29 protein-coding genes and 1 pseudogene are annotated in these 24,522 nt (G+C 46.9%); 7 read left to right on the forward strand and 23 right to left on the reverse strand.

All coding sequences use genetic code 11. The annotated features are described in order from the left end of the window. Nucleotides 1-75: 75 nt before the first annotated feature. The 4 genes from ACXAGX_RS04135 to ACXAGX_RS04150 all read left to right on the forward strand — a co-directional run bounded on the left by ACXAGX_RS04135 (nt 76) and on the right by ACXAGX_RS04150 (nt 2,735). Nucleotides 76-489 (forward strand): amidohydrolase family protein, encoded by a 414-nt coding sequence (locus ACXAGX_RS04135; RefSeq protein ID WP_474836739.1) that lies wholly within the window; start codon nt 76-78, stop codon nt 487-489. 15 nt (nt 490-504) lie between these two features. Continuing rightward, on the forward strand, nt 505-1,089 hold the full coding sequence (locus ACXAGX_RS04140; RefSeq protein WP_474836741.1) for a YqaA family protein: 585 nt from the start codon (nt 505-507) through the stop codon (nt 1,087-1,089). Nucleotides 1,090-1,184: 95 nt separating this feature from the next. Further along, entirely contained in the window at nt 1,185-1,643 is a 459-nt protein-coding gene (locus ACXAGX_RS04145) for a hypothetical protein (protein ID WP_474818517.1), read from the forward strand. Between the two features lie 288 nt (nt 1,644-1,931). Next, on the forward strand, nt 1,932-2,735 hold the full coding sequence (locus tag ACXAGX_RS04150; RefSeq protein ID WP_474818515.1) for a DUF1206 domain-containing protein: 804 nt from the start codon (nt 1,932-1,934) through the stop codon (nt 2,733-2,735). A gap of 79 nt (nt 2,736-2,814) precedes the next feature. Here the strand turns inward: ACXAGX_RS04150 and tusA are convergent, their stop codons facing one another. From tusA to ACXAGX_RS04170, 4 genes are all read right to left on the reverse strand, one after another. Continuing rightward, complete coding sequence (gene tusA, locus ACXAGX_RS04155; protein WP_474818513.1) at nt 2,815-3,069, reverse strand: sulfurtransferase TusA; 255 nt, start codon at nt 3,067-3,069, stop codon at nt 2,815-2,817. After that, nucleotides 3,059-3,700: an orotate phosphoribosyltransferase gene (gene pyrE / locus ACXAGX_RS04160; RefSeq protein WP_070124376.1), complete on the reverse strand. Its 642-nt coding sequence runs from the start codon at nt 3,698-3,700 to the stop codon at nt 3,059-3,061. The genes tusA and pyrE overlap by 11 nt, the downstream gene beginning before the upstream one ends. Before the next feature lie 9 nt (nt 3,701-3,709). Continuing rightward, nucleotides 3,710-4,423, reverse strand: coding sequence for a ribonuclease PH (gene rph, locus ACXAGX_RS04165; RefSeq protein WP_474836743.1), 714 nt, complete (start codon nt 4,421-4,423; stop codon nt 3,710-3,712). 203 nt (nt 4,424-4,626) lie between these two features. Beyond that, complete coding sequence (locus ACXAGX_RS04170) at nt 4,627-6,564, reverse strand: S9 family peptidase (protein WP_474836745.1); 1,938 nt, start codon at nt 6,562-6,564, stop codon at nt 4,627-4,629. A gap of 269 nt (nt 6,565-6,833) precedes the next feature. Between ACXAGX_RS04170 and ACXAGX_RS04175 the strand changes: the two genes are divergently transcribed. Then, a complete protein-coding gene (locus tag ACXAGX_RS04175; protein WP_070124372.1) occupies nt 6,834-7,697 on the forward strand; it encodes a YicC/YloC family endoribonuclease in 864 nt (287 codons plus the stop codon). A gap of 349 nt (nt 7,698-8,046) precedes the next feature. Here the strand turns inward: ACXAGX_RS04175 and ACXAGX_RS04180 are convergent. Further along, nucleotides 8,047-9,051: pseudogene (locus ACXAGX_RS04180) on the reverse strand (YecA family protein). A gap of 138 nt (nt 9,052-9,189) precedes the next feature. Between ACXAGX_RS04180 and ACXAGX_RS04185 the strand changes: the two are divergent. Then, complete coding sequence (locus ACXAGX_RS04185; protein ID WP_474818503.1) at nt 9,190-9,663, forward strand: nuclear transport factor 2 family protein; 474 nt, start codon at nt 9,190-9,192, stop codon at nt 9,661-9,663. Nucleotides 9,664-9,704: 41 nt separating this feature from the next. Here ACXAGX_RS04185 and ACXAGX_RS04190 read toward each other — a convergent pair whose 3' ends face one another. From ACXAGX_RS04190 to ACXAGX_RS04200, 3 genes are all read right to left on the reverse strand, one after another. After that, entirely contained in the window at nt 9,705-10,337 is a 633-nt protein-coding gene (locus tag ACXAGX_RS04190) for a YiaD family glycine zipper/OmpA-like lipoprotein (RefSeq protein ID WP_070124369.1), read from the reverse strand. A gap of 271 nt (nt 10,338-10,608) precedes the next feature. Continuing rightward, entirely contained in the window at nt 10,609-11,796 is a 1,188-nt protein-coding gene (locus ACXAGX_RS04195) for an HD-GYP domain-containing protein (protein ID WP_474836820.1), read from the reverse strand. Nucleotides 11,797-11,882: 86 nt separating this feature from the next. Continuing rightward, nucleotides 11,883-12,227 (reverse strand): MGMT family protein, encoded by a 345-nt coding sequence (locus tag ACXAGX_RS04200; RefSeq protein WP_474818502.1) that lies wholly within the window; start codon nt 12,225-12,227, stop codon nt 11,883-11,885. Nucleotides 12,228-12,260: 33 nt separating this feature from the next. Between ACXAGX_RS04200 and ACXAGX_RS04205 the strand changes: the two genes are divergently transcribed. Beyond that, nucleotides 12,261-12,878 carry a tRNA-uridine aminocarboxypropyltransferase gene (locus ACXAGX_RS04205; RefSeq protein ID WP_474836747.1) on the forward strand — a complete coding sequence of 206 codons (618 nt, stop codon included), beginning with the start codon at nt 12,261-12,263 and terminating at the stop codon, nt 12,876-12,878. On the opposite strand, the gene ACXAGX_RS04210 is transcribed toward ACXAGX_RS04205, so the two are convergent. From ACXAGX_RS04210 to rsmG, 15 genes are all read right to left on the reverse strand, one after another. Further along, nucleotides 12,849-13,814: a hypothetical protein gene (locus ACXAGX_RS04210; RefSeq protein WP_474836749.1), complete on the reverse strand. Its 966-nt coding sequence runs from the start codon at nt 13,812-13,814 to the stop codon at nt 12,849-12,851. The genes ACXAGX_RS04205 and ACXAGX_RS04210 overlap by 30 nt on opposite strands. Before the next feature lie 134 nt (nt 13,815-13,948). Continuing rightward, the gene (locus ACXAGX_RS04215) at nt 13,949-14,311 is read right to left on the reverse strand and encodes a VOC family protein (protein WP_474836751.1); all 363 of its coding nucleotides are present in this window, start codon (nt 14,309-14,311) and stop codon (nt 13,949-13,951) included. Next, complete coding sequence (locus tag ACXAGX_RS04220; RefSeq protein WP_474836753.1) at nt 14,308-14,724, reverse strand: GFA family protein; 417 nt, start codon at nt 14,722-14,724, stop codon at nt 14,308-14,310. Before ACXAGX_RS04220 ends, ACXAGX_RS04215 begins: the two co-directional genes overlap by 4 nt. A gap of 121 nt (nt 14,725-14,845) precedes the next feature. Further along, nucleotides 14,846-15,262, reverse strand: a complete 417-nt coding sequence (locus ACXAGX_RS04225; RefSeq protein WP_070124359.1) for a F0F1 ATP synthase subunit epsilon — start codon at nt 15,260-15,262, stop codon at nt 14,846-14,848. 70 nt (nt 15,263-15,332) lie between these two features. Continuing rightward, the gene (gene atpD / locus ACXAGX_RS04230) at nt 15,333-16,715 is read right to left on the reverse strand and encodes a F0F1 ATP synthase subunit beta (protein ID WP_070124358.1); all 1,383 of its coding nucleotides are present in this window, start codon (nt 16,713-16,715) and stop codon (nt 15,333-15,335) included. Between the two features lie 33 nt (nt 16,716-16,748). Continuing rightward, complete coding sequence (gene atpG, locus ACXAGX_RS04235) at nt 16,749-17,609, reverse strand: F0F1 ATP synthase subunit gamma (protein ID WP_474818491.1); 861 nt, start codon at nt 17,607-17,609, stop codon at nt 16,749-16,751. 57 nt (nt 17,610-17,666) lie between these two features. Further along, nucleotides 17,667-19,208: a F0F1 ATP synthase subunit alpha gene (gene atpA / locus ACXAGX_RS04240; protein ID WP_474818490.1), complete on the reverse strand. Its 1,542-nt coding sequence runs from the start codon at nt 19,206-19,208 to the stop codon at nt 17,667-17,669. Nucleotides 19,209-19,221: 13 nt separating this feature from the next. Continuing rightward, on the reverse strand, nt 19,222-19,755 hold the full coding sequence (gene atpH / locus ACXAGX_RS04245; protein WP_474836755.1) for a F0F1 ATP synthase subunit delta: 534 nt from the start codon (nt 19,753-19,755) through the stop codon (nt 19,222-19,224). A 14-nt stretch (nt 19,756-19,769) separates the two neighbouring features. Further along, the gene (gene atpF, locus ACXAGX_RS04250; RefSeq protein ID WP_474818486.1) at nt 19,770-20,240 is read right to left on the reverse strand and encodes a F0F1 ATP synthase subunit B; all 471 of its coding nucleotides are present in this window, start codon (nt 20,238-20,240) and stop codon (nt 19,770-19,772) included. Between the two features lie 44 nt (nt 20,241-20,284). Next, on the reverse strand, nt 20,285-20,506 hold the full coding sequence (atpE, locus tag ACXAGX_RS04255; protein WP_012520222.1) for a F0F1 ATP synthase subunit C: 222 nt from the start codon (nt 20,504-20,506) through the stop codon (nt 20,285-20,287). A gap of 101 nt (nt 20,507-20,607) precedes the next feature. Further along, nucleotides 20,608-21,468, reverse strand: a complete 861-nt coding sequence (atpB, locus tag ACXAGX_RS04260; protein WP_474818485.1) for a F0F1 ATP synthase subunit A — start codon at nt 21,466-21,468, stop codon at nt 20,608-20,610. A gap of 101 nt (nt 21,469-21,569) precedes the next feature. Beyond that, nucleotides 21,570-21,953 (reverse strand): ATP synthase subunit I, encoded by a 384-nt coding sequence (locus ACXAGX_RS04265; RefSeq protein WP_474818483.1) that lies wholly within the window; start codon nt 21,951-21,953, stop codon nt 21,570-21,572. 197 nt (nt 21,954-22,150) lie between these two features. Then, nucleotides 22,151-23,032, reverse strand: a complete 882-nt coding sequence (locus ACXAGX_RS04270) for a ParB/RepB/Spo0J family partition protein (RefSeq protein ID WP_474836757.1) — start codon at nt 23,030-23,032, stop codon at nt 22,151-22,153. 64 nt (nt 23,033-23,096) lie between these two features. Beyond that, a complete protein-coding gene (locus tag ACXAGX_RS04275; RefSeq protein WP_474818478.1) occupies nt 23,097-23,888 on the reverse strand; it encodes a ParA family protein in 792 nt (263 codons plus the stop codon). 10 nt (nt 23,889-23,898) lie between these two features. Beyond that, nucleotides 23,899-24,501, reverse strand: coding sequence for a 16S rRNA (guanine(527)-N(7))-methyltransferase RsmG (gene rsmG, locus ACXAGX_RS04280; protein WP_474819247.1), 603 nt, complete (start codon nt 24,499-24,501; stop codon nt 23,899-23,901). Between the last annotated feature and the right edge of the window lie 21 nt (nt 24,502-24,522).

Genomic DNA, 24,522 nt, shown 5'->3' on the forward strand with positions numbered 1-24,522 from the left:
ATTGAAGCAGGTGGTCAGTTGATCACTGGCGTCACCGGTCACAACTCTTTACAGTAGATTCAATCCGTTTTAATCATGCAAAACGGCCTTTGGACAAACTTCACGAAAGATAATAACGATGAAAAAACGTTTAATGTGCCTGTCTGCACTGTTTGTACTGCAACCGTTATCGGCCCATTGATCCAAAAGACCTTCTGTCGTGCGTATAAAGCAGGTGTAAACATCGCTTTTGGCACTGACAGCGGTGTATCTGCCCACGGTGATAATGCGCAGGAGTTCGCGCTTATGGTTGAGGCCGGTATGCCAGCAGCAGAAGCGTTGAAGAGCGCAACGATCGCACCGGCAAAAATGTTGGGGATCAACGACCAGTCTGGCTCTATCGAAAAGGGCAAGCTGGCAGATATCATTGCCGTTGAAGGTAACCCACTTGAGAATATTCAGGTGATGGAGAAGGTTGTTTTCGTCATGAAGGATGGGGCAATCTTCTAACAATAGAAGAAGATAATGCCCATAACCAAAAAGTTAAAACACAGCACCAAAAAGATGGTGAATTCGAAACACATGCTGAAAGGGATCACCCTGGCATCCTTTCTTGAATCCACCATCGTTCCTATTCCTCTTGAAGCTATCCTGATCCCGCTGATGCAGGCCCGCAGAGAAAAACTGTGGGCCATAGCACTAGTCTCGACTCTAGGCTGTGTTCTTGGTGCCCTGTTTGGATATGCACTTGGCTATTACCTGTTTGATTTGGTGGGCGACTGGGTTATTCAAACGTTATCCAGCCCCGAACAATTTGACAGCGTTTCCAGCAAAATGGAAAGCCAAGGGTTCTGGTTCGTCATGACACTGGGCATTGCGCCAATACCGTTTCAGATAGCCATGTTAGCAGCGGGCGCAACCAAATATTCACTGCTACTCTTTTTATTGGCAACAGTGATCGCTCGCTCACTACGTTATTTTGGGCTGGCTGCTGTTGTGTACTTCGCGGGCGACAAAGCCGAGTCGCTGATCAGACGATACAAAACCAAAGCAATTATTGCGTTAACCCTATTGGTCGTGCTGATTTGGTATGTCACAACATTGTTCTGAATCAGTGCTGAGCCAAGCAAACAAAAATAGTAGTGAACTTTTTATTTGATAATAGTTCTCATTTGCATTACTTTAAATAGAAAGGAGGTGCGACAATGAAAACAAACTATCTTTGTCCGGTTTACTGGAAATGGCTTCAGATGCATCCCGAGCACGCCAGGGAACACTTTACGCAAACCAGTCAGACCGCTCTGGAGAAAGCTCGCTCAGGGGAAATGGAAACGGCCTGTCAGACAGCGGGAGAAGCTTTTGAGATGGCCCAGGCAGTGATGTTGTCTATTCAGGTTTCAGACAGTCACACCAATGCAAAACACAATGACTTATTGGCCTATGGCGCTTCCGCTATTCAACTGGCCCGTACTCATGCCGCGTCAGGCAATATTAACGAAGCGGTCGTGTGCCTTGATAGCGCAGCACAACAAATTCATGCTCTGGCGCCTCTATTTGCTACAGAGCCCGATATGCTTTCTCATCTCAGACAAATCAGCTTCTCGCTGCAACAGGGACAGGCGTTTTATCAGCGTCAGACGCTTTCTTCCCGGGTACTGCACTAATGACGCAGGGGCGGCTTCATGCTGCAGCAGATACTATCACCCTCGAGTTGGACATCCATCAGCTCAAACGGCTGCTGCAACAGCATACGCTGCATATAAGTGATATCCGTTGCTGCAGACACCAGGATAAGTTACGTCTTAAGCAATTATTGCTGCAGGCTATATCGGAAATAGATTAAATTTTACATCAGATAAATCTTATCTATCCCTTCCTACCGTACACATAAATAATACGGACAAGCCGACATGGTGTCATCGTTCCGGATATCACGGCTGAAAGGAAAATCTGTGAACAAATCAAACGTCATCAGCTATATCGCCCGCGCGGGCTACGGGGCAAAAACCGTGGTCTATGTTTTACTGGGAATATTTGTTGTGACCACCGCGCTCTCATTCCTTAAATCAGAAGAACCTTCCCAGGAACATGTTTTTCGTACGCTGATGGAACAGCCTTTTGGCTGGTATCTACTGGCAGGTGTAGTGTGCGGACTGGTGTGCTACATGTTGTGGCGTCTGATTCAGGCTTTTCTGAATACAGAAGATCTTGACATGTCTAAAGCTGGCGATGTCATCACCCGGGCTTTTTTCGTTTTATCAGCCATCATTTACGGCGTTGGTGCATGGGGTGCCATAAAAGTACTGACAGGTGCTGGTAGTTCAGACGGTGGCGGCAGCCAGCAGGTTTCGCAGGAACTCATGCAGCAAATCTGGGGGGAGTGGCTGGTAGCGGCAATCGGCGTGGGTATTCTCGTGTTCTCGTTTATTCAGCTCAAACATGCTTTTAAGGCTGACTTTATGGGAAAATTCAACACCCATCACATGCACGATAATGAGGTGCACCTGAGTCGTGTTGTCGGCCGCCTCGGTTATCTGGCTCGAGGTATTGTATACATTCTGGTAGGCGCTTTTTTTGTTCAGGCAGGCATTGAGTTAGATCCTTCGGAAGCAGGCGGTATCCGAGAAGCGTTCAATACCATCCTTAACCAACGCTACGGACAATATGAACTCGCGGCTATCGGGGCAGGAATTGCTATGTTCGGAATATTTTGTGGCTTTGAAACCGTTTACCGCACCACACCGGGAAATCGCTGAACCAAGCTAATCGCTCAACATTTACAGTCACAAAAAAGCCGGCAGGTGCCGGCTTCTTCAATTTTCGTAGTCTTTCTACTCACACACCTTTACGGATCAGAAACTGATAGGGAAGGGTTTCTGTCTGACTTGCCACCAACGTATGCTGCATGAAGCGGCAGAAGCCAGGAATATCCCGCTCCGTTGCCGGATCATCAGCCGTTATCAACACCGTTTCACCGTCTGTCATTTTACGTACTTTCAGGCGCACCATCATGACTGGCTCAGGACAACGTAAGCCCAGTGCATCCAGTTCATGATCAGCGTTGACAAAAGACGGGTTATCAGATGCCATAAGTCTCACGGTATTTACGAATAGAGTCCATGTGTTCTGCATGCTCACCGGTTTCTTCCAGATACGCGATCACGTCGCCAAGAGAAACGATAGACACCACAGCAGTACCGAAGTCACGCTCGACTTCCTGAATGGCAGACAGTTCGCCTTTACCCCGTTCCTGACGGTCCAAGGCAATCAGCACGCCAGCCAGCGTTGCGCCATTTTTGGCAATCAGCTCCATAGATTCACGAATAGCCGTACCCGCGGTGATCACATCGTCTACCAGCATAATACGGCCTTCAAGCGGGCTACCTACCAGGTTGCCACCTTCGCCGTGATCTTTGGCTTCTTTTCGGTTGAAGCAGTAAGGCACGTCCATGTCGTGATGATCAGCCAGTGCAACCGCGGTGGTTGTGGCAATAGGAATGCCTTTGTAAGCCGGACCAAACAGCACATCAAAAGCAATGTTGGAATCTGCCAACGCTGCGGCATAGTAACGACCCAGCTTTGCCAGATCGCCACCTTTGTTAAACAAACCGGCGTTAAAGAAATACGGGCTGGTGCGGCCCGATTTTAAAGTGAACTCGCCAAATTTCAGTACGCCACGGGCAATGGCAAATTCAATAAATTCACGCTTAAACGCTTTCATGATATCTCCTTACGCCAGTACTGCTTTTTGCACGTCGAAGAGTTCACGCAGACCATGCTTAGCAATATCCAGCATTTCGTTCATCTCTTCGAAGGAGAACGGTTCGCCCTCGGCAGTGCCCTGAATTTCAATCAGCTTACCGGTTTCGGTCATGACAACGTTCATATCGGTTTCTGCCGCTGAATCTTCGGTGTACTCCAGATCGGCAATCGGCGTACCTTCATAAATACCCACAGACAGTGCAGCCACCATAAATTTCAATGGGTTGGTTTTGATAATGCCCTTGGCGCGCATATAGGTCAGAGCATCTACCAGTGCCACACAGGCACCGGTAATCGACGCAGTACGGGTACCGCCGTCAGCCTGAATCACATCACAGTCCAGCGTAATGGTATTTTCGCCCAGCAGTTTCAGATCCAGTGCTGCACGCAAAGAACGCGCGATAAGACGCTGGATTTCCAACGTTCTACCACCTTGCTTACCGCGAGCCGCTTCACGCTGACTACGGGTATGCGTAGCACGAGGCAGCATGCTGTATTCAGCCGTTACCCAGCCTTTTCCCTGACCCTTCATGAAACGAGGAACCCCTTCTTCCACAGTAGCGGTACACAGCACTTTGGTGTTGCCGAATTCCACCAGCACCGAGCCTTCCGCATGGCAGGTATAGTTGCGGGTAATGGTAACGGGACGGATCTGACTGGCGGTTCTGCCGCTTGGACGCATAGGGATCTCCTGATATAGGCTTTAGACGCAATAAATAAGCGGGGATTATAGCTTACTTAACAGGGTAAGTTGAACGGGAGTTTAGGCTTTGTTGATGATTCAAAGTCGAGTTTGTTTAAATTTCCCCTATAAAACAAAAGACCCCCAGTCATTGGCATATCCAATGGATGGGGGTCACTTTACACTTTATGGTTCACTGAATGTTATTTGAGGTTCTCCGCCAGGAAACTGGCAACGACATTGAAATATTCCGCACGGTTCTTATCATCATAAAATCCGTGCGTCTCATCCTCTTTAATAAACCAGCGATAAGGCTTACCAGCTTTATCCATTGCATTTCTTAATCGTACTGCGTGTTCATAGGGTGCACGGCGGTCCTTCTTGCCGTGGGCAATTAATACCGGCCCTTTCAATTTATCGACGTGATAATTTGGAGAAAACTTTATCCGCTGCTCACGGTCCGTACCAAGGAATTTCTCCAGAGTATCAGTGCCAAAGAAGACATCGGTTGTGTCACCTTCAGTAAACATTAAATTCATGTCGTAGACGCCAGCTGTAGCTACCGAACATTTAAATAAATCCGGAGCAAGCTCTGCCGCCATGACTGCAGAATAGCCACCAAAGCTGGTACCCATGATACAAATATTGTCGGCATCGATATTACCCTGGTCCACTAACCATTGTGTGCCGTCGATGATGTCGTGCATAATCAAATCGCCCCAGTGCTGGTAGCCGCTCTCCATGTAAGCTCTGCCATAGCCACCCGAGCCCCGGAAATTTACCTGCAAAACCGCATACCCCTGACCAGCGAGCATCTGCACTTCCTGATAGAATGCCCAGGCATCGCGAGGACCGTGGGGGCCACCATGTACCAGCGTAACCAGTGGCACCTTTTCACCTTTTTTCATGGTAACCGGATAGGTCACGTAAGCCGGGATCTTTTCACCATCTCTTGCATTGAAAGTGACGGGTTTCATTTCAGACAGATCATCTACAGCAATATGTGACATGTTGGCAAGAAGCTGAGTGAGACTGTTTTTATCAGCATCAAACATATACCAGGTACCAGCATCAATATCGCTACTCGCATGAATTACCCACTTCTTGTTGTCTTTTGTGCTACTGGTGATGTTCAATCGGTAGCCTGGCAGGGCCTGTAATAAGGATTTAAATAGTTGTGCTTCTTCACCCGCATCACCGAACACCACATAAGACGGGTAGCCACTTTCAACTCTCACCGCGTAAACCGCAGTGCCATCCGAAGTAAGAGAAACATCACTCAGATCGACAGTAGGGTCGGTGTAAATGCTCTTTCTTTCAAAGGTGTCGAGATTCAGGCTGAACAGACCAATTTTGTCCTGCTGGTAGTTATCAAAAAAGACCGCACTCTTGCCATCTTCACTTAAGCCAACAATGCCAAATTCAGTGCCGTAATTACTAGACACTTCTTCCCAGTCATTTGAATCTTTTGCTTTTCTGAATATTTGCGAATTACCATTGTCATCGACGCCCGACGCCATCAGCACATTACCGGCTTTATCTGTATAAACTGATGCGAGCTTTGTAGGTGCACGTATTACTCTCGGACTTAGTTTGCCGGTATAAACGTTAAGCTTGTGAACTTCTGCAAGACTGCCGCCATCCCGGGAGAATGGTTGTGATGAAACAAGAATATTATCGTGATCATCCGGTAATAAATTGATGATCCTTCCACCAGCCATATCCGCGTTTGTTTGCCGGGCTTTAATACCGCCTCGCCGGGCCTTGGTATATCCGAAGATAATTTTCCCGTCGGAACCGTCGTAGTTCAGTGCGTAAATTTCACCATGACTCATTGACTCAGCTTGCTTTTCTTCAGTACGCAGAAGCGTCATTACCAAGCGTTCTTCATTCGCCCAGTAAACCGTACCAATCTCGGCATCCTGACCGAGATTAGTGCCACCCACTACCGAAAAATCTTTCATGGCTAATACAGCAAGATTCCGTTTTCCATCTTTAATGTAAACGACGGCGAGGTGTTTGCCGTCTGGGGATATATCGGCGTCACGATATTGAGGAGCCTGAGCTATTTCTTCGAGGGTGAATTTAGCAGAGCTGCTAAATGATATGGCTAAGCAAAAGGCAAAAAGTAAACTGCGCATACTAATACTTTCCTTGTATTTAACTTTTTTGAATTTCGTTTGTCTAAACAGTGTAAAAGATTAGTGTAGCTGCGTTGTAAAATCAATTTACGAAACATTTAGATACCATTTAGATACATTGTTTAGCGCATGACTCTGTTGTGGCCAGAAACAGTGTTTACATATTAACAATGCTATTATGCGTCATGTTGATAATTGGGCATACTGTCCAAAAGTCGCGTATGATCGTTTACACAAACAATAGTGAGCCTCTGGGAGAGTGCATTTTTATGATTTACAGCATGACCGCTTTTGCCCGTTCTGAAGTCAAAAAAGACTGGGGTACTGCAGTATGGGAGATCCGTTCGGTTAACCAGCGTTTTCTGGAAACATATTTTCGCTTACCAGAGCAGTTTCGCGCATTGGAGCCAGTGCTCAGAGAGCGCTTCCGTAAACGTCTTCAGCGCGGCAAAGTAGAGTGTGCTCTGCGTTTCAATGCAAACGATGCGGCCGTCACTAAGCTCAACCTCAACGAAGCACTGGCAAAAGAAGTGATGCATGCAGCAGATTGGGTGCAGTCCCATGGTCAGTCTACCGGCGTCAATCCTTTGGATATATTACGCTGGCCCGGTGTCATTGCCGCAGAAGAAGCCGATATGGACGCCATTCAGGCAGACATTCTTGCCGCGTTTGATACTACGCTGACTCAGTTCATAGAAGCCCGCGCCAGCGAAGGTGATGCCCTTAAAACAATGATTGAACAACGTCTTGATGCCATTGAGTCTGAAGCCGCTACAGTGAGCGAAAAGATGCCTGCTATTGTGGAGTGGCAACGTGAGAAAATTCTATCTCGCTTCGAAGAAGCCAAGGTAGAGTTGGATCCAACTCGTATTGAACAAGAAATGGTGATGCTGGCACAAAAAGTTGATGTCGCCGAAGAACTTGATCGCCTCAATGCCCACGTGAAAGAAACCCGAAATATTCTCAAAAAAGGTGGCGCCTGCGGCCGTCGTCTCGATTTTATGATGCAGGAATTTAACCGTGAATCGAATACATTAGGGTCAAAGTCGATTAACTCCGAAATCACCCAGTCTGCGGTTGAATTGAAGGTGCTGATTGAGCAGATGAGAGAGCAGATCCAGAATATTGAGTAAAAACATGGCTGAGCCTGCCTCAGCCTACTTACTCCATTAAAAGTATGCATTCCGCCGGTTTACAACTTTCTCTAACGTCATCTTTATAAATCAAGGCTTCAAGTATATGACTAGAAAATTTAAGCCGCGGGCTCAATAGACTGGAAAAACCTACAAATTATCCCCGTCCTTATAATCCCGCACAATAAATCACCCATATCGGTGATTTATTGGTTCACAGGTAACGAATATATCTAAAATCACCACTAACGGTGAATATACTTATCGTTGGCCTGATTTAAACGAAATACGAACTCTCTCGAATGTAGGTAATAACGAGTGGGTGAAACAGCAATGCCAGATGACTTTGCTATGGACTTACAGAGAACTGAAAAGTTTGTGTGAGTAAAGGTTGCACATTAACCACTCTGGCTACGGGATCGGCATTTATATAACGTCTCGAATCAATGATTACAAATCCCCAAAACTGTAAAAATCGCTCCAGAAATCGAGTCTCGATAAGTCTGCTTATATTTTCTTCTGGCGAAAAATAATTGTCCGCAGGTAATGCCAGTAGTAAATCTGGGAATGCTGTCAGGACTTCTTCAATCAACCGATCCACACGCTTGTGGTTTTGAATACGCCACAGCATAAACACTCAAAATGTTCGCAAGTCGACATCAAACTCAAAACCGTCCAAATATCCCCAGTTATATTTGCTAATGGCAGCCTCTAACATGGGTTTAAAAAATGCTTGTATGCCTACCGTCTGAAACTGTTTCTGCGCTGATTTTTTTACATGATACCGGCCACTTCGTCGATAGATAATACCGCTAATTTCAGCAAGCACCCGAGTGTAGTGCAGGGCATTAAACTTGTCTTCATTACTACCTGCAAACTCACTGATGCTTATATGATGTTCGAATTGCGAAACAGGAAACTCAGCCAATAAATCACTGGCCTGCTTGACTAATTTGGTCGGCAAATTGCCTTTACTTGTTGCTTTGAAGGACCCTTCTTGCGCCATAGCTTCATCGAGAATGAGCGCTAAATAGCGCATTACCGGGCTGGTGGAAAGATCATCTGGCGTATTAATTGTTACCCACTGCAACTCATCAAAAGGCGCATAAAGCCAATTAGCCATCTGCGTTGGTGTTACACCACAAAAATCAGCGTTAGGTTGGTTATTTCGATCCAACATCTTTTTTTGCAAAACCGTATTAAGTTCATCGAGGGTCAAATTAGGATTCATTGCCAACATAGATTCAACGTCATCCATAACTTGAGCATGCTGCTTTGAAGTACTGTCCATACAACAACGTTTAAAATTTTTCCCGCTACCGCAATGACAAGGATCGTTTCGGCCGATTTTCATTGTTGTCCCTTCTCGTAGTTACAGAGTAATCGCTGCATTTTCCTGCTTGCACTGTGCATATGCAATCAACCAATACGAGAATATCAAAAATGCGCTTCTAAGGTTAAGATGATGCTTTAACGGGTTACAGGGAAAGTTATGAAACAACTTCTACTATGCAGTTTAATCGTCTTCTGCTCATCCGCTATTGCATCCACACCTAGCGAGAAGGCAGTAGCAATAGTTCTTGATAAACTTCATCAATCAGCAGCTTCAGCCAGCTATGAAGACTATTTCAGCACCTTCGCGACTGACGGCGTTTTCATCGGTACCGATGCCTCTGAAACCTGGACGGTGAGTGAATTCAAAGCGTACGCAAAGCCTTATTTCGATCAGGGCAAGGGCTGGACATATACGCCCACAGCGCGTCATGTGTATTTTTCACAATCGGGGGATGTCGCCTGGTTTGATGAAATGTTGGATAGCCAGAGTTACGGCGTGACTCGAGGAACGGGAGTACTTGAGAAAAGAAACGGTAAATGGCTGGTAACACAGTATCACCTTACCATTCCACTCCCCAATGAATTGGTAGATGACGTGGTAAAACAAATTCAAGCAACCGCGCAGCATTAAAAAGGGAGCAGATGTGCTCCCTTTCTTGACTAGCAGACAGATTAATTTGTCAGCGGTTGGATTTTCAGTTCTACACGGCGGTTCATCTGACGATTTTCAGCAGATGTATTTGGCACTTTGGGCTGATATTCGCCCAGTCCAACGGTGGTTACCCGGGTCGGATTTACATTAAATGTTACCAGTAGGTTTTTCACTGACTGTGCCCGACGCTCAGATAAGGTCTGATTATAGGAATCAGCACCGGTATCGTCGGTGTGACCTTCGATCATCAATACCGTTTTCTCGTAATTGTTTACAACCTTGGCAACATCCTGCAAAACAGGGTTGAAGTTCGGACTGATAGACGCGCTGTTGGTGGCAAACGTAATGTCACCCGGCATGATAAGGCGTAGGTTATCACCTTCACGTACTACCTGAACGCCAGTGTCAGCCAGTTGCTCACGCATTTCTTCTTCCTGACGATCCATATAGTTACCGATTGCACCACCCGCAATGGCGCCTACCACGGCTCCCCAGGCGTAACGACTTTTATCATTATCGCCCGTGGCCTTACCCAGCAAAGCACCGACTACCGCGCCAATACCAGCACCTTTTTGTGTGTTGTTTGGACTGGTTGCACAACCGCCAACCGCAAGTGCGGCGCTAATTAATCCTACTGCGAATACTTTTTTCATCATGTCCCTCTTAAGGTTCTACTTCTGTATCGGGTCTGCTTCGTGTTTAGCAGTGATTACAACGGATAAAACAGCAATTCCTGTTCCAGTCGCTAATATGTGGGCAGATTAGTGCTAAGCGGATGAATACACGCTGAACAACGCGGCAATACGATAAAGTTAACAAGTGAAATTAAATATTGAAGATCACTTCTAGCCGGTAAATATTTCCCTGTAAGTGTATGAAATAGGCAACGGTACTATGAGGATTCGGTTCCAGGTGGACTCAGCGTTACGGGGCGATACTCTGGTTAAAGAACTCGTTAAAGTTAATTTTGTAGTCACTCGCTCTCACTGCTTTAACAATCGTGATTCTTGTATCAGCTTTCAGATCGACATCTTTTGGTGTGATGTAGTGCCCACCTTTCGTGGAATAGAACTGTTTTACTTTCGGCGTTAACGGCGAATCGTTTTGGGCCAACACCATGGCGAGTTTGTCGTTAGATAACAGCACCAAACTACCTACCGGATAAACCCCCATACACTTGATGAACTGTTGAACCAATCCTTTATCCAGTTTATGAGGGCTCTCACTGATAAGAATTTGAAAAGCACGCTGGCTCGGCATGCCCGCTTTATAACAACGATCAGCGGTGAGCGCATCGTACATATCGGCTATAGCCAACATCCGTCCGGCATGACTGATACCGTCACTGGCAGTGCCGGCAGGATAACCACCGCCATCGAGACGTTCATGGTGTTCGCTGACAGTCCGAATGAGCGCCGCATTAAGATTGACTTCTTCTAATGCCTCAACACCAAACTGCACATGTTTCTTCATCACATCCATTTCCTGGTCGGTCAACCTGCCAGGCTTATGAAGTATGTCATCAGGAATTCGAATTTTTCCCATATCGTGAAGAAAACCGGCGTAGGCCAGCTCTTGGACTTCGTCGTCATTCATGCCAACAAATCGGGCAAAGTTGGCCAGAATAATCGCCACATTCAATGAGTGCTCGAGAAGATAATCATCTTTCTCGCGAATACGGGTAAGGCAAAGCAGCGCATCAGGGTTACGCTCGACAGACGCAACCAGTTTGTGAGAGAACTCGCTAGGGATACGATCATCGAATGGCAGTCCTTTCTCAACAGCCTGAAGCAACGTGTGCTGAATTTTCTTACCTTGCTTATACAGACTTTCGGCATTGATGAATTCACTGGCAAAACTTGTTTTAGTGGCTTTTCGCGTATTGGCAGGGGCTTCTGGCGTAGCTGCAGGAATAGGGGTGCCGTTTCGCGGATCGAACTGTTTTGATAAATCAATACGGAGCTTGAGTACCCCTCTGGCACGTAACGAATCGACCACGGCTTCACTGGCTACTCGCCCCTGACTTTTAATTTTTACCTTGCCTGACTGCTCAGTAATTTCATGAACAAACATACCGGGGGTTAATTCGTTGATTGTAATTGTTTTTATCACGGTATTGGTCACTTCAATTTACACCAGGTTCTACGCATAATATTGGTTTTGGCACACATTGACACGTTAACTCTGCAAGTTTGTATTCAATATTTCAATGCACTAAGTATAGTTGCCATATCAGGTTGCCATCGGTAATCCGCCAGCGAAACGCGGTTATTTTTAACGCACACGCCTTCGGCGATTAATATTTGTCGCTGTTCTTCGGCTTTGGGGGAACCGCTGGGAAACGCAATTTTTCCATCTGCCCTGAGCACCCTTTGCCACGGCACTTCAGCACCATCGAATTCACTTCTTAGCGAACTGCCGACTAGCCGGGCTCTACCGGGCAAACCCGCAAGATCGGCAATTTGTCCGTATGTCGCTACTTTCCCTACAGGAATGACCATGACAGTTTCGAGAATTTGCCTCGTTTTATCAATTTCAGCCATAATAACCCCTTCTTCGGCAATCCTGAGTTACTCATGCGTTCCTATTGTTCAGACTGTGGCTATCCTAGTAAAACCTGTGTTTGCCAAGCAGTAGAAACGCTTCACTCAGATGTTCATTTTCTCATCATTCAGCATAAGAAAGAAGCAATTCACGCAAAGAATACCGCACGATTAGTGTGTCTTACACTACCTGATACTAAAATTATTGTCTCCGGCACCGAGCAATCAAATCAAAAAGTTACCGATTATCTGCAACAGTATCAATCACCTGCAGTTATTTATCCGTCTGAAGGCAGTGTAGCGATTGAATCCCTAGAGACAAAGCCGGTGCGCGAACACGATTTGTTCATATTGCTCGATGGGAGCTGGAAGCAGGCTTTTGGTATGTGGAAAACACTGCAGCAGTTACATACGCTGCCACAGTATCATTTTGATAGTGCACCGCCGAGTGAGTACGAAATAAGACACACAAAATTTGATAAAAGTCTTTCAACGCTGGAGGCCGTCGCATACACCCTGACTAGCACATGCGATAGCTCTGCTGCGCCGTTACACCGTCTTCAGCAAAAATTTCAGTCGTTTTGGCAAAGTCCGAGGGCACATCGCCGTAACAGCGAGTCTTCAACCAACAAGGTGCTCAACGTACAATAACGCCATCCACGAGACAGGCACCAACACAACCACACTGATTAGTCGCTTAGCCAGCTCGAAAGGGACGGGCGACGCAGAGATATTTTCTACCTCTTCAATTTCCCTTTCCAGTGTATGGCGACGTTCTGCTTCAAGCTTATTGTGCTGCTTTACTTTATGGATGGCGACTAAGCCAACAGTGAGTTTATCGATAACCTGCTGCTTTTGCGTACTAATTAAACCCACAATTCGGTAGGCGGGCATAAACAAATAGGCGATCAGTGACAACGAGAAGATGGTGACGATGAACAAGTCTATGGCTGGAATTTGCGTGTTAAACCAGAATACAGGAATGATAACCAGCGCAATAAGGCCAAAGAGTGTATTTTCCACTGAAAGAGATGAGATACGTTTTAGTGCTTTTAGCTCACCGCTGGTGGTGATGGTCTTAGTAATGAAGTGTCGTGATATATATTGCGTCGATGACACCATTTGAAATAAGAATAACCAGAAAAAGAACCAGAATGGCACAGCAATGAGATCGAGAACCAGCACTTGGGCATTAAGATCGAACGCTACCAACTCTTCGGAAATGATATAAACAACCGTCACCGAAACAGCCAGCGTAGCGGATGTAATAATTTGCTGGCGTAACTTAGAAGCTAGCCTGGCTCGATGTTGTGCAAATAGGCTCAGCGCGTTCTTATCCAGCAAATAGCTCATGATCGCACTGGCCATTTGTTGCTGCTGAACCCGAAGGCTGATCCAAAAGAAACTGGTTAACAACGGCATGCCGATGGCCGCGTTAAAATCTCGCTGGCCTCGCGCGTCGCTTATTGTTTGTAAATCCAGTGCACCGGTGAAATAGTTAATGACGCAGCAAATGAAAAAGTAGCTAAGCGGCATTCGCCAGAACGACGAGGCAGAGGAAGAAGGATAGTTGTAGTGTGTTGTCATAGGGCCTTCACGAAACCAATCAGTAAAGTCCTTCCCACTGCGTTGTTGGTATTACTTATTATTATTTTTGGCGTAGTTTAAATGACCAGCAGCTTAATGCAACACTAGCACAATGCTATCCCTTAATTTGCATATTACTTTTCTTTATAACAATCTGACCAAACGGCAAATTCACTACCACCTGGCTCGCTAAAGTGAAAACGGTGACCACCCGGAAACGCAAAGATTTCTTGTTTAATAAAGCCGCCAGCTTGTGTAATTTCGCTTTGAATCGCTTCGAGATCATCGCTAAAGAAAACCGTTAAAGCAGCGCCATTTCCGGTATCGCTGATTACATCACTTTGAAAGAAGCCACCATCCACGTTGTCCAATGAAAAGGCGCAGTACATGTCGCCATAATCAACGAATTCCCAGCCAAATACCGTGCTGAAGAATGCCTTGGTTTTAAGGATAGAGCGAGTAGGGTATTCGAGATACTGCAGCGACTTACTTTTCACGATTTATCTTCCTGAGAGAACGAGGCCAGTACTTCTGCCCCGGTCATTTTTTTACTGTTTGCGTCGAGTTGATAATAACTGCCTTTTTCGTTGACAAAGATTTCGCTTGCCAAAGTGAGGGAGTCATCACTGAAAATCCCAGCCGGCACAAAGTATTCTCCGGTTTCCATGTACTGATAAAACAGGTGCGTGCCGCAACGATGGCAGAATCCGCGCTCAGCCCACGCAGATGACGCAAAGCGGGTTATTGCATCTTCGCCTTTGAATGTAACTGATGTACCACAGTGAGCGCCATAGAACGGTCCTCCGCCCCATTTACGACACATTGAACAATGACAGGCGCCGACGCCTTCTTCAACCTGTGAAGCATGAACTTCGACTTCACCGCACAGACAACTTCCTGATTTTGACATATCGGTTCTCCGGGGATTCCTTGCTGGTTAAATATACAGTAACGCTATTTGCGTCGTATTGGCAAGCCGCAGAAAACAAAAAACCCGGCATAAGCCGGGTTTTTTAAAAGTAGCTGAATAATTACTTACGCAGTTTCTGAATCAGGCGTAATTGAGCAATGGCTTCTGCCAGCTCCTGTGCCGCTTCTGCATAGTTGAAATCAGCGCCTGGGTTGGCGATGTGCTCTTCAGCACGACGTTTCGCTTCTTCCGCTGCCTGTTCGTCCAGATCATCTGCACGGACTGCTGCGTCAGCGAGAACAGTCACAGTGCCGGGTTGTACTTCAAGTACGCCACCAGCAACATAAATCAACTCTTCTTCGCCGTGCTGCTTAACCAAACGCACCATACCAGGTTTAATTGCAGTAATAAGTGGCGCGTGACCTGGGTGGATACCCAATTCACCTTCACTTCCTGTTACCTGTAATGTTTCAACCAGACCAGAGAAAATCTCTTTTTCTGCGCTTACTACATCCAGATGAACGGTCATAGCTGCCATTGTAAACTCCTTAGTAAGGAACGTGAATCAAGCACGGGCGAGGGGGGTTACCACCCGCCCGGCTTCACTCTTATTTCTTGGCTTTTTCCAACGCTTCGTCGATAGAACCAACCATGTAGAAAGCCTGTTCTGGCAGGTGATCGTATTCACCTTCCAGAATGCCTTTAAAGCCACTGATAGTGTCTTTCAGAGAAACGTACTTACCAGGAGAACCGGTGAATACTTCTGCTACGAAGAATGGCTGAGACAGGAAACGCTGAATTTTACGAGCACGTGTTACCACAAGCTTGTCTTCATCAGACAGTTCGTCCATACCCAGGATCGCGATGATATCTTTCAGCTCTTTATAGCGCTGAAGTACGGTTTGAACGCCACGCGCTGTGTCGTAGTGTTCCTGACCGATTACCAGAGGATCCAGCTGACGTGAAGTCGAATCCAGTGGGTCTACCGCAGGGTAGATACCTAAAGACGCGATATCGCGAGACAGTACTACCGTTGCATCTAAGTGAGCAAAGGTGGTAGCTGGTGACGGGTCAGTCAAGTCATCGGCTGGTACGTATACTGCCTGGATAGACGTGATTGAACCTGTCTTGGTTGATGCGATACGTTCCTGCAGAACACCCATCTCTTCAGCCAGGGTAGGCTGATAACCTACTGCTGAAGGCATACGACCTAACAGTGCTGACACCTCAGTACCTGCCAGGGTATAACGGTAGATGTTATCTACGAAGAACAGTACATCACGACCTTCGTCACGGAACTTCTCTGCCATCGTCAGACCCGTCAGAGCAACACGCAGACGGTTACCCGGTGGCTCGTTCATCTGACCGTATACCAGCGATACTTTGTCCAGTACGTTAGATTCGTTCATTTCGTGATAGAAGTCGTTACCCTCACGAGTACGCTCACCAACACCGGCGAATACAGAGAAACCACTGTGCTCGATTGCGATGTTACGGATAAGCTCCATCATGTTTACGGTTTTACCTACACCGGCACCACCGAACAGACCAACTTTACCACCTTTCGCGAACGGACATACCAGGTCGATTACCTTGATGCCTGTCTCAAGCAGTTCAACTGCACTTGACTGATCTTCGTAGCTTGGCGCTGCGCGGTGAATAGACATACGCTCTTCTTCACCGATCGGGCCCGCTTCGTCGATTGGATTACCTAACACGTCCATGATACGACCCAGAGTGGATGTACCAACCGGAACCATGATAGGTGCTTCAGTGTTTTCTACTGCCAGGCCACGACGCAGACCGTCTGTGGTACCCAGAGCGATGGAACGAACTACGCCACCGCCTAATTGCTGTTGCACTTCCAGGGTTAGCCCGGATAAGTCACCTTCGGTAACTTTCAGTGCGTCATATACTCTTGGTACCGCATCTTGTGGAAACTCGATGTCCACAACGGCGCCAATGATTTGGACGACCTTACCTTGACTCATAATTTGTCCTCGTTATCTCTTCTAAACCTTTGCCTACACCGCTGCGGCGCCGGATACAATCTCACTGATTTCCTGTGTGATTGCAGCCTGACGAGCCTTGTTGTATACCAGTTGCAGATCATCGATAAGGTTGCCGGCGTTATCTGTTGCCGCTTTCATTGCTACCATTCGAGCTGCTTGTTCTGATGCTGCGTTTTCCACAACACCCTGATATACCTGGGATTCAATGTAACGAACCATTAAGGATTCCAGAATTTCTCTTGGATCCGGCTCGTAGATGTAATCCCAACGATGCTTCAGTGTTTCATCTTCTGACTTTGGCAAAGGCAATAATTGATTCATCACAGGCTTCTGCGTCATGGTGTTAACGAAGTCGTTGTAAACCAGATAAATCTTATCCAGTGAACCTTCGTCGTAGGCGCGTAACATTACACGAACCACACCAACTACATCGCTGACTGAAGGGGCATCACCTAAACCCGTTTCTGCGGCAAGTAGCTTACCACCAAAACGGTTAAAGAATGCACAAGCCTTCGAGCCTAATGCCGCAAAATCTACTTCAACACCCTTGTCGTGGTATTCACGCACTTTCTGGGTGACCAGCTTGAATTCGTTAGTATTCAAGCCACCGCATAAACCGCGGTCGGTAGAAATCACGATAAAGCCAACCCGTTTCTCATCACGCTCTTCTAAGTAAGGGTGACGGTACTCAAGGTTACCGTTAGCAATGTGACCAATCACTTTTAGCATGCTTTGCGCGTATGGACGGCCGTGGGCCATACGTTCCTGCGCCTTTTTCATCTTCGACGCAGCAACCATTTCCATCGCACTGGTAATCTTTTGAGTATTTTTGATACTCCCAATTTTACCTTTAATCTCTTTACCGCTGGCCATGATTATCTCTCCGATTACTCAACGAAATGTGCTGACCACGAAAGCCAGCACCATTGATTACCAAGTTTGAGTTGCTTTGAACTTCGTTAAAGCGTCTTTCAACTGTGAATCAATATCGTCGTTGTAGTTGCCGGTTGCATTGATAGTCTTCATCAGCTCAGCGTGTTCGCTGTTCATGTAAGCGTGCAGTGCAGATTCAAAATCAAGGATTTTGTCCAGCGCTACATCTTTTAAGAAGCCTTTCTCAACGGCATACAGAGACACACCCATATCAGCGATTGACAGAGGAGCATATTGCTTCTGCTTCATCAGTTCGGTAACGCGCTCACCGTGTTCAAGCTGTGCACGCGTTGCTTCGTCAAGGTCAGATGCGAACTGAGAGAACGCAGCCAATTCACGATACTGTGCAAGCGCAAGACGGATACCACCACCCAATTTCTTAATGATCTTTGTCTGAGCAGCACCACCAACACGTGATACAGAGATACCAGCGTTAACAGCAGGACGAATACCTGCGTTAAACAGGTCAGTTTCTAAGAAGATCTGACCATCGGTGATAGAGATAACGTTAGTAGGTACGAACGCTGAAACGTCACCGGCCTGCGTTTCAATGATCGGCAGAGCCGTCAGTGAACCCGTTTGACCTTTAACTTCACCGTTAGTGAAACGCTCTACGTACTTGTCGTTTACACGAGCAGCACGCTCCAGCAGACGGCTGTGGAGGTAGAAAACGTCACCAGGGTATGCTTCACGACCAGGAGGACGCTTCAGAAGCAGAGAGATCTGACGGTAAGCAACAGCTTGCTTAGACAGGTCATCATATACGATCAGTGCGTCTTCACCGCGGTCACGGAAGTACTCACCCATGGTACAACCAGAGTAAGGTGCCAGGTACTGCAGGGCAGCAGATTCAGAGGCAGAAGCCGCAACAACGATGGTGTGAGCCAGCGCGCCGTGTTCTTCCAGTTTGCGTACTACGTTAGCAATAGTAGAAGCCTTCTGGCCAACTGCTACGTAAACACATTTAATGCCTGAATCTTTCTGTTTGATGATGGCATCAACAGCCATGGCTGTTTTACCACACTGACGGTCACCGATGATCAGCTCACGCTGACCACGACCAACAGGAATCATCGCGTCAACTGACTTGTAGCCAGTCTGTACAGGTTCATCAACTGATTGACGGTCGATTACGCCTGGTGCGATTTTTTCTACTGGTTCGAAGCCGGCAGCTTCAACAGCGCCTTTACCGTCGATTGGCTCACCCAGGGTGTTTACAACACGACCCAGCAGGCCAGGGCCTACAGGTACTTCAAGGATACGGCCGGTAGATTGTACTTTTGTGCCTTCTTGCAGGTCCGCATACGGACCCATAACTACTGCACCAACTGAATCTCGTTCAAGGTTCAGTGCAATAGCGTAGCGACTGCCAGGAAGTTCGATCATTTCACCTTGCATTACATCGGCTAAGCCGTGAATGCGGATAATACCGTCAGTTACTGCGACGATAGTCCCTTCGGTGCGAGCTTCACTGGTTACATTAAACTGTTCAATTCGCTTTTTGATCAGTTCTGCAATTTCAGTGGAATTAAGTTGCATACTCTTATCCCCGTTATGCTTGCAACGCGTCTGCGAGACGGTTCAATTTCGACTTCACGGAACCATCAATAACTGTATCACCGGCTTTGACAACAAAGCCTGCGACCAGGGCAGGGTCCACGTTACAATTAAGCTTCACTTTACGTGCCAAACGTTTTTCTAACGATGCGCTGATTTCAGCAGTTTGCGAATCAGACAGTGCAGAAGCCGAAGTCAGGTTAACTTCAATTTCTTTGTCGTAATCCGCTTTCAGAGCGTTAAACAGCTCTGAAATAGCTGGCAGTGCAACTAAACGTTTATTCTCAGCCAGAACCTTAATGAAGTTCTGACCATGTTCGTCGAGCTGTTCACCACAGACATTGATGAATATTTCAGCGAGTTGCTCAGCGGCAACAGCACCAGTCATTAACTGATGCATGTCGTCGTTGTTTGCAACTTCGCCGGCAAATACCAACATGTCTTGCCATTTGGCAACGGCGTTTTGCTCGACAGCAAAATCGAAAGCAGCTTTAGCGTAGGGACGAGCAACGGTTGTCAATTCAGACATGGCTCATCTCCCTCTTATAGCTCAGCGACAAGTTTTTCAACAATGTCGTTTTGTGCGTTTGCGTCGATTTCACGTTGAAGAATTTGTTGTGCACCAGCAACAGCTAAGGCTGCTACCTGGGCGCGTAATTCTTCCTTGGCACGATTGCGTTCAGCTTCAATTTCGGCATAACCAGAAGCAATGATTTTCTCACGCTCTGAGTAAGCTTTTTGCTTTTCACTTTCTTCAAGTTGACTAGCACGCTTTTTGGCTTGCTCGACAATTTCAGCTGCTTGCGCTTTCGCATCTTTCAACTGCTCAGTAGCTTTTTCCTGAGCCAGTTCCAGGTCTTTTTCAGCACGTTCAGAAGCTTCAAGGCCATCGGCAATCTTCTTCTGACGTTCTTCAATCGCACCCAGCAATGGTGGCCATACGTACTTCATGCAGAACCACACGAATACGATGAATGCGATTAATTGACCAATTAGAGTGGCGTTAATGTTCACGACCGCTCCTCCTCATATGTTCGCTAAAAAATGGGTTTAAAAAATTAAGCACCAACAGCGAACAGAAGGTATAGCGCGATACCAACACCGATCATTGCGATCGCGTCGATAAGACCCGCTACGATAAACATCTTAACTTGCAGTTGAGGAGCCAGTTCTGGTTGGCGAGCAGCAGATTCAAGGAATTTACCACCCAGCAGACCGAAACCAATAGCGGTACCCAGGGCACCCAGACCAATCAGTAGTGCAACAGCGATGTATAACATGTACGTCTCCGATTTAAGTTAAATTTAAAGTTAAAGTGTAAAAAGTAAAACAGTTTGAATTGCCTGCATTTTCCAGGGTTATGCAGGCTCTCCGGACTACATTAATGGTCTTCGTGAGCCAGGCTCAGATATACAATGGTCAGCATCATAAAGATGAAGGCCTGGAGCACGATTACCAGAATATGGAATACCGCCCATGGGAAGTGCAGAGGCAGCTGCCAGACACCCAGGGTCGCAATAAGAATGAAGATAAGTTCACCGGCATACAGGTTACCGAACAGTCGCAGCGCCAGTGAGAACGGGCGAGCCAGCAGGGTAACGGATTCCAGTACAAAGTTAACCGGAATGAAAGCCCAGTGATTGAAAGGCTGGAACGTCAGCTCTTTCATGAAGCCACCAATGCCTTTGACTTTGATGGAATAGAAAAGAATCAGGAAAAAGACGCCTAATGCCAGTGCCAACGTCATGTTCAGGTCGGTGGTAGGAACCACTTTCATGTACACATGGTGTGGATCGACACCGGTTGCAGCGTTAGCAATTTGACCCGCTGCGGTAGGCAGGAAGTCTACTGGAATCAAGTCCATCAGGTTCATCAGGAAAACCCAGACGAAGATGGTTAATGACAGTGGCGCAATGAGATTATTTTTACCGTGGAAAGTATCACGTACGTTGTCGTTTACGAACTCAACAACCAGCTCGATAAAAGCCTGTGTTTTGCCCGGTACGCCAGATGTTGCTGACTTTGCAACGCGACGGAACAACCATAGGAACAGAATACCCAGACCGATAGACCAGCCCATCGTATCGATGTTCCAAACCCAGAAGCCTGCTTCCGCACATACTTCTGCAACGTTATGAAGTTCTTCACCGTGACTAAATTTCACCCCGTCGTCAGTGACGCACATGGTGGCATTGGTCAAATGGTGGAGAATATACTCTTGTGTTGTAATCTCAGATGCCATGTTTCAACCTAAAAAAAATTAAAGTGTAAAAACTTTTCAGCGTTTCGTCTGTACCACAGTAGTCGTGCTACCAAGGTACCGGTCAACTTCGTTATTATTTCTTATTGTTGTTGACGAAACATGGTCAGCCAGTAGCTAACCGTCGTAATGGCGAAGCTGGCAAATACCACCTCCGGTATTGCGTGCAACAGCTTAAAGGCCACTACGAATAAAATTATTGCTATTGCCATGCGCAGTTTCGCGCCCTGACTGAAGCTTTTAACCACCAGTTGATTCTTACTGGCGCCGGCGTATTTAAACGCGAATGTCGCAAACACAAGATTGGGTAGGATGCTGATGAGCGCGCCAATCGCTGCTGATTTCGCAGCATTGAATGACATTCCTGCACCACTGATGGCGACTAAAATACACATGACAATCGCTTGCATGTAGAGGGCTTTTCTCGCAAGCCGCTTTCCGGCCGCAGCCAATTCTTCTCTGGCCATTATTCTGCTTATTTCTCAGCCCAAATAAAAAGCGTCAGAAGTATACTGTTTTACCGATATTTTTCAACCATACATCGCGTTTTGAAAGTTATTATGAAAATTTTCGTGTCGAATGTCAGGTTGCCACGCATTGTACGCGAAAAGAGCAGCAATAACGACCACAGTTAGCTGATCTGCAACCATGGTCTTATAGCGGGTTAGTGAATCTTGGAAAGGATGCCGTCCAGTTGTTCTAAATCATTAAAATTAATAGTGATTTTCCCTTTACCTTTGGCATTGTGATCAATCGAAACTGATGCACCGAGGTTCTCGGAAAGGCGGTTCATCAGACTCGCAACATCAGGGTCGACGGTTTTCTCAGGTTTTGGCTTTGCTGGCTCCAAACATTTACGAACGAGTTTCTCTGTATCTCTTACCGTCAGTCCCTTGCCGGATACCACCTGCGCCACCTCGGTTTGCTGCTCACCTTCAAGTCCAAGCAGGGCGCGGGCATGGCCCATTTCAATGTCACCATGTTCAAGCAGCAGTTTTACATCGTCATTAAGATTATTCAGGCGTAACAAATTCGTGACAGTCGCGCGGGATTTACCTACCGCTTCGGCCGTTTGTGCATGCGTCAGCTCGAACTCGTTCATCAGGCGTTCCAGTGCCTGCGCTTCTTCCATCGCGTTTAAGTCTTCACGCTGGATGTTCTCGATAAGTGCGATAGCCACCGCCGCTTCATCGGGAACGTTCTTGATTAAACAGGGTACAACATCGAGCTGCGCCAGTTGCGATGCACGCCAGCGGCGCTCACCGGCAATAATTTCATACTCGTCTTCGCCAACGTTGCGCACCACGATTGGCTGAATTACACCTTGAGAGCGAATGGAAGAGGCCAATTCTTCGAGTGCCTCTGGTGACATGTCTTTACGCGGCTGATATTTGCCAGGTTTTAAAAACTCAACAGGCAGTTTCTTCAGCTCGCTTTGGGCTGAAGCAACCGTTTCCGATTCCTGTTCACGGCGGGCAGCGGATGTCTGACTGGTGGCAAGTAGCGCGTCCAGGCCACGTCCGAGTCCTCTTTTCTTTGCAGACATGTTTTTCCTCAATGACTCAAGCGATTTAAACTGACAGTGTAGTAATTTTTGTTAGTTTACCAGATTAACTGGCTTTTGCGGGCTGCAATGTCTTTTCGCGTCGACGCAGTATTTCTCCGGCCAGCGCAAGATACGCTTTAGCACCGGCAGACGATTTGTCGTAATACATGGCCGGCATGCTGAAACTCGGTGCTTCAGCCAAACGGACGTTACGGGGGATGACAGTACGATAAACCTGTTCGCCAAAATGACGTTTTAGCTGTTCTGAAACATCATTGGCCAAACGGTTACGTGGATCGTACATGGTACGTAACACACCTTCAATTTTCAGTTCCGGGTTTACCACAGATGCCAGTTTCTGAATGGTATCCATCAGTGCGGTTAACCCTTCCAGGGCGTAATATTCACACTGCATCGGGACAAGAACAGAATCGGCCGCGGCCAACGCGTTAACGGTGAGTTGGTTCAGTGATGGCGGGCAGTCGATAAAAATAAAATCGTAATAATCCTTCACCGGTTGTAGCGCATTACGCAAACGGACTTCGCGAGCAAACATTTCCATCAATTTGATTTCTGCTGCGGTCACATCGCCATTTGCGGCAATGAGGTCGTATTTGGCAGTGGTATTCTTGATGATAACGTCATCCACCGGTTTTTCTTCGATCAGCAATTCAAAACTGGTCGCATCGGCTTCGTATTTGTCGACACCACTCGCCATGGTGGCGTTACCCTGAGGATCCAAATCAATCAGCAGCACTTTACGTTTCGTTGCAGCCATTGATGCCGCCACGTTCACTGCCGTTGTGGTTTTACCCACACCACCTTTCTGATTCGCTATTGCGATTACCTTCGCCACTGTGCACCCGTTAGACTTTTCGAATATTGACTAAATGACGCTCGCCCTCAAGATCCGGGACAGATAACGCCTTTACGGACTCGATTCGGAAGTGATCACTTACTTCATCTATTTCGCTCTGAGGAAACTGACCTTTAAGAGCAACAAAGACTCCTGATGAATCTACCAGATGCTCGCACCAGTGCAACATATCTTTCAGGGACGCAAATGCGCGGCTTAATACGATATCGTATGGGTGATCAGGCTTATGGTCTTCCACACGACTATGGACGGGGGTGACATTTTTCAAATCGAGTTCGAAAGCGCATTGTTTCATAAAACGCACGCGTTTGCCCAAACTATCTAACAACGTGAACGAAGATTCTGGCAACATCACTGACAATGGTATGCCAGGCAAACCTGGCCCGGTTCCCACATCGATGATGCGTTTACCTTCGATGAACGGCGCAACGGCGATTGAATCGAGAATGTGTTTTACCATCATCTGCTCAGGTTCACGAACCGATGTCAGGTTATACGCTTTGTTCCACTTATCAATACGTTCCACATACCCAATCAGCTTCTCAGCTTGCTGTGCTGACACAGCCAGAGACAGCGCATCGCTGCCCTGCATTAAAATATCGTTGAGTTTTGC

It is taken from the genome of Alteromonas sp. ABV4_515, assembly GCF_056160345.1.

Excerpts from the sequence above, each read along its gene's own strand:
- ACXAGX_RS04200 (WP_474818502.1), bottom strand. The coding sequence starts at position 12,227 with ATGGCTGAAATTGATAAAACGAGGCAAATTCTCGAAACTGTCATGGTC.
- atpD (WP_070124358.1), bottom strand. The coding sequence starts at position 16,715 with ATGAGTCAAGGTAAGGTCGTCCAAATCATTGGCGCCGTTGTGGACATC.
- pyrE (WP_070124376.1), bottom strand. The coding sequence starts at position 3,700 with ATGAAAGCGTTTAAGCGTGAATTTATTGAATTTGCCATTGCCCGTGGC.
- atpE (WP_012520222.1), bottom strand. The coding sequence starts at position 20,506 with ATGTTATACATCGCTGTTGCACTACTGATTGGTCTGGGTGCCCTGGGT.
- rsmG (WP_474819247.1), bottom strand. The coding sequence starts at position 24,501 with ATGCAGGGCAGCGATGCGCTGTCTCTGGCTGTGTCAGCACAGCAAGCT.
- atpG (WP_474818491.1), bottom strand. The coding sequence starts at position 17,609 with ATGGCCAGCGGTAAAGAGATTAAAGGTAAAATTGGGAGTATCAAAAAT.
- tusA (WP_474818513.1), bottom strand. The coding sequence starts at position 3,069 with ATGGCATCTGATAACCCGTCTTTTGTCAACGCTGATCATGAACTGGAT.
- ACXAGX_RS04145 (WP_474818517.1), top strand. The coding sequence starts at position 1,185 with ATGAAAACAAACTATCTTTGTCCGGTTTACTGGAAATGGCTTCAGATG.
- ACXAGX_RS04170 (WP_474836745.1), bottom strand. The coding sequence starts at position 6,564 with ATGCGCAGTTTACTTTTTGCCTTTTGCTTAGCCATATCATTTAGCAGC.
- ACXAGX_RS04185 (WP_474818503.1), top strand. The coding sequence starts at position 9,190 with ATGAAACAACTTCTACTATGCAGTTTAATCGTCTTCTGCTCATCCGCT.
- ACXAGX_RS04210 (WP_474836749.1), bottom strand. The coding sequence starts at position 13,814 with ATGACAACACACTACAACTATCCTTCTTCCTCTGCCTCGTCGTTCTGG.
- ACXAGX_RS04265 (WP_474818483.1), bottom strand. The coding sequence starts at position 21,953 with ATGGCCAGAGAAGAATTGGCTGCGGCCGGAAAGCGGCTTGCGAGAAAA.
- ACXAGX_RS04135 (WP_474836739.1), top strand. The coding sequence starts at position 76 with ATGCAAAACGGCCTTTGGACAAACTTCACGAAAGATAATAACGATGAA.
- ACXAGX_RS04140 (WP_474836741.1), top strand. The coding sequence starts at position 505 with ATGCCCATAACCAAAAAGTTAAAACACAGCACCAAAAAGATGGTGAAT.
- atpH (WP_474836755.1), bottom strand. The coding sequence starts at position 19,755 with ATGTCTGAATTGACAACCGTTGCTCGTCCCTACGCTAAAGCTGCTTTC.
- atpB (WP_474818485.1), bottom strand. The coding sequence starts at position 21,468 with ATGGCATCTGAGATTACAACACAAGAGTATATTCTCCACCATTTGACC.
- atpA (WP_474818490.1), bottom strand. The coding sequence starts at position 19,208 with ATGCAACTTAATTCCACTGAAATTGCAGAACTGATCAAAAAGCGAATT.
- ACXAGX_RS04205 (WP_474836747.1), top strand. The coding sequence starts at position 12,261 with ATGCGTTCCTATTGTTCAGACTGTGGCTATCCTAGTAAAACCTGTGTT.
- rph (WP_474836743.1), bottom strand. The coding sequence starts at position 4,423 with ATGCGTCCAAGCGGCAGAACCGCCAGTCAGATCCGTCCCGTTACCATT.
- ACXAGX_RS04270 (WP_474836757.1), bottom strand. The coding sequence starts at position 23,032 with ATGTCTGCAAAGAAAAGAGGACTCGGACGTGGCCTGGACGCGCTACTT.
- ACXAGX_RS04190 (WP_070124369.1), bottom strand. The coding sequence starts at position 10,337 with ATGAAAAAAGTATTCGCAGTAGGATTAATTAGCGCCGCACTTGCGGTT.
- ACXAGX_RS04220 (WP_474836753.1), bottom strand. The coding sequence starts at position 14,724 with ATGTCAAAATCAGGAAGTTGTCTGTGCGGTGAAGTCGAAGTTCATGCT.
- ACXAGX_RS04175 (WP_070124372.1), top strand. The coding sequence starts at position 6,834 with ATGATTTACAGCATGACCGCTTTTGCCCGTTCTGAAGTCAAAAAAGAC.
- ACXAGX_RS04225 (WP_070124359.1), bottom strand. The coding sequence starts at position 15,262 with ATGGCAGCTATGACCGTTCATCTGGATGTAGTAAGCGCAGAAAAAGAG.